This window comes from Pseudomonas sp. EGD-AK9, from assembly GCF_000465935.2.
In the GTDB taxonomy this organism is placed as follows: domain Bacteria; phylum Pseudomonadota; class Gammaproteobacteria; order Pseudomonadales; family Pseudomonadaceae; genus Aquipseudomonas.
The window spans coordinates 1-2,999 of record NZ_AVOF01000369.1; the positions used below are offsets into that span (position 1 = coordinate 1).

At 49.7% G+C, this 2,999-nt stretch carries 3 protein-coding genes; all 3 read right to left on the reverse strand.

The features are described from left to right. Positions 1–398: ring-opening amidohydrolase (locus N878_RS26890; protein ID WP_156350889.1), on the reverse strand; the 398-nt coding region annotated here is incomplete at its 3' end. A gap of 60 nt (positions 399–458) precedes the next feature. After that, complete coding sequence (locus N878_RS26895) at positions 459–1,730, reverse strand: hypothetical protein (RefSeq protein ID WP_218186845.1); 1,272 nt, start codon at positions 1,728–1,730, stop codon at positions 459–461. 198 nt (positions 1,731–1,928) lie between these two features. Then, positions 1,929–2,912, reverse strand: a complete 984-nt coding sequence (locus tag N878_RS16530; RefSeq protein ID WP_021444719.1) for an IS5 family transposase — start codon at positions 2,910–2,912, stop codon at positions 1,929–1,931. Positions 2,913–2,999: the final 87 nt, after the last annotated feature.

A 2,999-nucleotide genomic window follows, 5' to 3' on the forward strand; every position in this document is an offset into this window, starting at 1 on the left:
ACTTGAACCATGGTACCTATTTCTTCGGGGGCAAAATCCCTAGTCATTGAAACCCCAATCGCAAGCCGCTTCTCAGAAACTTCTTGTTGTGCCACTTCACGGGAAGTAAATACGGTAGCATGAGGAGTCATTACCCCCTCTGTTCCTCCAGACATTACAAAGGCAATTTTCTTCTCAACTTCTTTGGTGTCTACATTAAGATATTCCGCCATTAAGGACGAAAAAGAAGCAGTGCAAAACCCACGTGTGAAATCATTAACACAGCCGTTGCCTTCTGTCTTGCCCAAAATAGCTACTACTTCCTCCGGGTTTAACTGACCACTGTCAATTAACTCTTTCAAACCGGAAACATCATCGGGCGAATCCATAGGAATGCGATACACTTTTACATCGAGCATAGTCAATACCTCCTATTTTGCATTTTTGTGGGGGAGATCAACCCTCCCCCACACTTAAAACTAAGCAAATAATACACCAATCACTATAATTATGAATAATGAGGCAAGACTGTAAGGTAAGTTTCCTTTAATAATATCCATAACATTCTGCTTAAAAGCACCAGCAAGAACTGCTATGTTAATTTGAACCGGACTCACCTGGGTGCCAAAACCAATGGCTACTGCTACTAGACCTAGCGCTAAGGGAGATAGCCCAATTGCAGCCAGTGTAGGCAAAATTAACGCTGCGACAGCAGTAGATAGAGCTCCTACCGGGATAGCAAGAAGATATCCGATTAAAATGGCAATGGGTACAACCAAGACTTGGGGAACATTATTGACTAAGTTTGCAATAGCTACAAAAGTGCCAATTTCACCAATCATATTGATAAAGCCCAAGAACAAACCGACAGAAAATAAAGTTACAAGAAAAATACGACTGCCGTCTACTAGGGCATCTGATGCTTCTCGGGGACTAAACTTAGCACAGACCATAGTAAGGATTACTGTAATTATAACATTTATCGCTGGAGTAAAAATATTAATGTGAATAAGTTTGTTAATATTAGATCCGAACACCGCCATAATCAAAAGCGCAATAAAGGGTACCGCTTTTATCCACATTTGATTAACAGAATCAGTAGCATCCTCTGCAGCCGCAGCATTTTCACTGGTCTCACTTCCAGTGCCTTTAAACATAGTCCCCCGTTTTAATACTCCAAATACTGCAATTCCTATGCCTATCACAAAGAACAGAGCAACTATCGGCTGCATTAAAGAAAAATATTCAAATATATCAATCTTAGCCATTTGAGCCGCAACTACAGCATGACCCGATACTGGAGTGGTAGAAAAAGCAACTGCGGAGACAATCGTCATACCGGCTATAACTTCAGGCACCGCACCGAACGCAGCAAAGACTAAAGGTGCTATTACGATACTATTACTTGATGCTAACCCTGACATTAAAGTGGCTACTCCCTGGATTAGAACCATAAAACCTGCCAGTATCGCTATACGTCCTTTAAAATAATGATTAGCCAAATTTACAACAGAATTGATGGAACCAGCTTTTGTAACCATTGATGCCGTAGCGGCATACAAAATTGGAACCGTCATACCGAGCATTTTGGTAATGCCTTCTGTAAAAAGCTTATTAATTACTACTGCATCTAATCGTCCCAATATAATTGCTAAGGCTCCGCCTATGAATGCCGCAACCAACATATGCTGCTTCCGCACCAAAAGAAAGATAATAATCAGCAAAGGTAATACCAGTAATAAAAATTCCATGTTATTCATCTCCTCAAATTAACATCAATAGGTAAAAATCTTACGCGTTAGGGAAATGCTGAACAAATCAAGTTCAAGCGCCCGCGGACCGATTTCGAGCGCGTATCAGTGATGACCATTCGAGGTCGAAGACATTTTTCGCTTCCGATCGGGTCGTTCACGGGCTGTTGCCCCCCGTTTTCGCTCCTTGGTGTCCCATCAGGACGCACCTCGGGCATGAAGCGCCAACAACGGTCGGCGCGCCAGGAACAGATTGGCCAGGCCGAAGAGCGAGAACAACTGAGCTTCGTTCTTCGCCAGCCCGCGGTAGCGGGTCTTCTTATGCTTGAAGAGGTTCTTGACCACATGGAACGGGTGCTCGACCTTGGCGCGAATGCTCGCCTTGACGCGCTCAAGCTTCTCGAGAAGCTTCCCCAGCCGGTTGGCCGGCAATGCCTTGCGCTTGCTGCGCTTCATGGCGACGTGCCAGGTCACCTTGGTGCCCCGGTTCTCTTCGCGCTTCTCGACGCCCTGATAGCCCGCGTCACCGAGCACCTCCGTCTCCTTACCGTGCAGCAGCTTGTGCGTCTGGCTCACGTCGCTCACGTGGGCGGCCGTCGCGACCACCGCATGCACCAAGCCTGACTCGGCATCGACGCCGATGTGCGCCTTCATCCCGAAGTACCACTGGTTGCCCTTCTTTGCTTGGTGCATCTCGGGGTCGCGCGCCTTGGCGCGGTTCTTGGTCGAGGGCGGCGCAGCGATCAGGGTGGCATCAACGATGGTGCCCTCGCGCATCATCAGGCCCTTCTCGGCGAGATGCGTCTTGATGACCTCGAAGATCTTGCGCGTAAGCCCGTGCGTCTCCAGCAGGCGGCGGAACTTCAACAGCGTGGTCGCGTCGGGCGCCGCTTCCCGAGCCAAGTCGATGCCGACGAAGCCGCGGATCGCCTGGCTGTCGTAGATCGCGTCCTCAATCCCTTCGTCCGACAACCCGAAACACTGCTGCGCCACGTACATCCGCAGCATCCGTCCCACCCCGATCGGCGGGCGCCCGCGACCCGCGCCCTTCGGGTAGAACGGCTCGATCTCGGCCTCCAGCGCCGACCACGGCGTCACCGCCTCGATCTCGGCGAGGAACCGGTCACGCCGCGTCTGCTTCTTCTTGGCGGCGTACTCCAGCTCGGAAAAGCTCGATTGCATCGGTTGAGGTCCCGTTGTGGCTCAGCAGCGGCCATTATCTCAAAGGCATCCCACCAGCCGGGCGGTGGCGGACGAATAAATCAGTGG

Coding starts and splice junctions, on each gene's coding strand:
- N878_RS26895 (WP_218186845.1), bottom strand. CDS start 1,730: ATGGAATTTTTATTACTGGTATTACCTTTGCTGATTATTATCTTTCTT.
- N878_RS16530 (WP_021444719.1), bottom strand. CDS start 2,912: ATGCAATCGAGCTTTTCCGAGCTGGAGTACGCCGCCAAGAAGAAGCAG.